This window comes from Myxococcus sp. AM009 (genome assembly GCF_013372605.1).
GTDB lineage: Bacteria > Myxococcota > Myxococcia > Myxococcales > Myxococcaceae > Myxococcus > Myxococcus vastator.
Genome location: NZ_JABXEP010000307.1, coordinates 1 through 3,330, shown reverse-complemented (window position 1 = coordinate 3,330; position 3,330 = coordinate 1). Strand labels below are relative to the sequence as shown.

Sequence of the window (3,330 nt, the reverse complement as noted above, 5' to 3'; positions counted from 1 at the left end):
CTCTGGGAGGCGCGTGTCCCGGGCCTGCTCCAGTCCCTGGAGGAGCAGCTCGTGGACGAAGGTGGCGTCCAACACCTTGGAGTCGAAGTAGCTCTTCTCCACGCGCGCCGCGTTGACCAGGACGATGCGGTCCACGCCCAGTGACGCCACCGCGGGCATCGACCTGCTGCTGGCCATCCCCCGCCCCAAGGCGCTGAAGAAGGTGCTGCCCGCGCGCGGGGGCGGGGGCTCCGTGAGGGTGACGCGCAGGTGCAGCACGCCCGCGCTGTTCTCCAGCACCTCGCCGGTGCCGGTGAGGCCCCCCAGGTGCCCTACGCGAAGGGACTCGCCGGGCTCGGCGCGCAGCACCTCGCGGGCGTGCTGGGCCCGCCGCCCGGTGAGGCGCGCGGTGCCGTCGGGCAGGAGGTCTTCGTCCAGGAGGAGCAGCAGGTTCACCGGGCCTCTGTACCCCGTCGCCCGCGGCAGGGGGAATGGTGAAGGCACGAATGGGTCGGCGGCGCCATCGCATTTCCAAGCAGCCCATCCGCGCGCCAGTGTCGCCGTTGAGCGTCAGGTCGCAGCCGCTTGTCGTCCCGCGCCCCGCCCCCTAGTGTCCGCCAGCCGAACGTGACGAAGGGACCGCCTGCGTGGGAATCGAATTGCTTATCCAGTCCAGAGGCAAGAACGAGCGCGCGCCCGTCACGCTCGTGATTCCCATGACCGGCGCCGTGGAGGACGGCCCCCTCGCCGAGGACACGTGCCGCGAGGTCCTGCGTGCGGTGATGCGGGCCCTGGATGGGGCTCGGCAGGCGAGCGGCGACGGCGGCCTGCATGCGTTCACGTTCTCGCTGCGTGGGGCAACCGCCGATGGCGCCGCCCAGTGGGAGCTGCGCGAATACGAGGTGTGTGAGCGCGCCGCCCACTTCGAGTCCCTGCACCCGCTGCTGCGCGACTACGCCGTCGTCACCGGCGCGGGCGCCAACGGCAACCGCATGTGGGCCGATGCGGAGACCCCGGCCGGCACGCATGCCATTGGGGCGCTGGTCCTGCGCGACCGCACCTGGCTCCCCGCGTACATCGACTTCCTGCGAAGCTGCGACCTGGACCACGAAGTCGACCAGTGGGGCGTGCTCGACCAGCTCATCGAGCACCATGGATGGGCTCCCGACACCTGCGCCCTGGCGGCGGCCCGGCTGCTCAGTTGCCGGGGCCAGCACGGCGACGAGCAGCTCTCCACCTGGATGGAGGCGAGCCTGGGCGAGTACCTGGCCACCGAGGAGGGCCGCGCGGCGTTCGACCACGCGGCGGCGCGCGAGTTCGACACCTGGAACGGCGACATCATGCTCGGCGCGCTCAAAGGACCTCGGGATGCGCACTGCGGCGAAATGGACGAGTGGCTCGAGGCCTTCGAGCCACTGATGGACCCAGCGCGGTTCGCCGTGTTGCGGCGACATGCCCACGGCCGCTGGGCGCGGGAGCGCGGCCTGCCCGAGCAGTGACAATCGCCGTCATGCCGCGAAGGCGGGGTCGGGTCGCAGTGAACGCGGAGCGGCGCCGACCGGGGCCACCGGTAGCACGCGTGAGAACGCCTGGGTCCAGGGGCGTGCCCGGCCGCCGGTGTCCTGGGGAAGCCGGTCCCCTTGCACTCGGCCTGCCCGGCCCTCCCGTGGTGGGACTTGCCCCTCATCGGGGCGTGCCGTAAAGGCGGTGGCCGTGCGTAACCTCTGCCTGCGTTGCCGCCGTCCCGAGAGCGCGTGTTATTGCGCGCAACTGCCGCCCCGGTTGGAGACGCGCACGCGCGTCGTGTTCCTCCAGCACCCGCGTGAGAGCCGCGTGGCCATCGGCACCGCGCGCATGGCCCACCTGTCGCTGAGCAACTCCGAGCTGCATGAAGGCGTGGACTTCACCGGCCACCGGCGGATTGAAGAGCTGGCCGCGCAGCGGGACTCCGTGGCGGTGCTCTTCCCGGGAGAGGACGCAATCTCCGTGGAAGAGGCGCGGCTGAATCCCCCCAAGACGCTCATCGTCGTGGACGGCACCTGGCCGCAGGCGAAGAAAGTCGTTTCGCGCAACCCGGTGCTGGCGGGGCTGCCGCGCATCGGCTTCGTGCCGCGCCGACCCAGCAACTACCGCATTCGCGCGGAGCCCGCGGACCACTGCGTGTCCACCATCGAGGCGGTGGTGGAGATGCTGGGCGTCCTGGAAGGCGACCCGGCGCGCTTCGACACCATGCTGCGGGCCTTCGAGTACATGGTGGACACGCAGCTGGCGCGGCAGTCGACGCGCACCTCGCCCAACCGGCGCCGCATCTACTTCGGGCCGTGGCGTCCGCCGCTGGAGCTGCGCACGCTGGCGGAGCGCTTCGAGAAGCTCGTCGTCTTCTACGGCGAGGCGAACGCCCACCCCGCGGGGGCCGAGGAGATTCCCACGGAGCTGGTGCACGCGGTGGCGTGCCGTCCGGCCACGGGCGAGCGCTTCGAGGCCATCATCGCGCCCGAGCAGCCCCTGGCCTACAGCACGCCGCTGCATGTGGAGCTGTCGGAAGACATCCTCCGCGCGGGGGAGCCCCGGGCGGAGGCGATGAAGCGCTTCGAGGCCTTCCTTCGTCCCGATGACGAGCTGGCGGTGTGGACCACGTTCGCGCTGGACCTGCTGTGGGCGGGCGGCATCACTCGGCGCCCGGCCAGCAGCGTGCGCCTGGCCACCGCGCGCGCGCTGAAGGGCAAGGCGGGCGGCGTGGAGCAGGCGATGACGCAGCTGGAGGGCCCGGAGGTGCCGCAGTGGGCCCCGGGCCGCGCGGGCCGACGCATCCGCGCGCTGGAGTCCGTGGTGCGCGAGCTGGTGGAGCGAGGCAACGCCACCGAGCCGCCCCAGAAGCTGCCGCGCACGGGCAGCTGAGTCCGCGCCCGTTGCCGCCCGCTCAAGGCAGCAGCCCCGTCTTGGCCTCCTTGGCGTAGCGTCCTCGCGGGAAGTCATTGAGGTACTGGCGGTACTCGTCCCGGGCCCGGTGGGATTCGAGCTTCTCCTCGAAGCACCGCGCGCGCAGGTAGCGCGCCTGTTCGCGGTGGGCGGCCCGGGGGCTGCGTTGGGCAATCTCGTCCAGTCCCACGAGGAAGCGCTCGCACTTGCGCGAGTTCACCTGGAGCCGGGCGTAGCCCAGGAACCGCTCGTCCGCGTCCCTGGAAACCAGGGCCATGGGAATCATGGGGCCGCGCTTCTTCGCGGCCTTCTTCGCCACGGCCTCCGGAGGCGGCTGGGGCGCGGGCTCGACGGGGACGTTCACCGACGGCGCGGGGTAGGGCGCGAACTCCTGGTTCGGGTCCACGGGGGCCCGGGGCTCGGCCGGAGGGC

Annotated in this window: 3 protein-coding genes and 1 pseudogene; 2 read left to right on the top strand and 2 right to left on the bottom strand. The window is 72.0% G+C overall.

Features of this window, described 5'->3' with window-relative positions; genetic code table 11:
• Positions 1-435 (bottom strand): annotated as a pseudogene (locus HV824_RS35290) (16S rRNA (uracil(1498)-N(3))-methyltransferase); the annotation flags it as partial.
• Positions 436-626: 191 nt separating this feature from the next.
• Here HV824_RS35290 and HV824_RS35285 point away from each other — a divergent pair.
• Together HV824_RS35285 and HV824_RS35280 are read left to right on the top strand one after the other, a co-directional pair.
• Positions 627-1,478 (top strand): hypothetical protein, encoded by an 852-nt coding sequence (locus HV824_RS35285; protein WP_176425224.1) that lies wholly within the window; start codon positions 627-629, stop codon positions 1,476-1,478.
• 208 nt (positions 1,479-1,686) lie between these two features.
• Positions 1,687-2,877 (top strand): tRNA-uridine aminocarboxypropyltransferase, encoded by a 1,191-nt coding sequence (locus HV824_RS35280; protein ID WP_176418790.1) that lies wholly within the window; start codon positions 1,687-1,689, stop codon positions 2,875-2,877.
• Positions 2,878-2,899: 22 nt separating this feature from the next.
• On the opposite strand, the gene HV824_RS35275 is transcribed toward HV824_RS35280, so the two are convergent.
• The coding region (locus HV824_RS35275) for a tol-pal system YbgF family protein (protein WP_368738143.1) at positions 2,900-3,330 on the bottom strand (431 nt) is incomplete at its 5' end.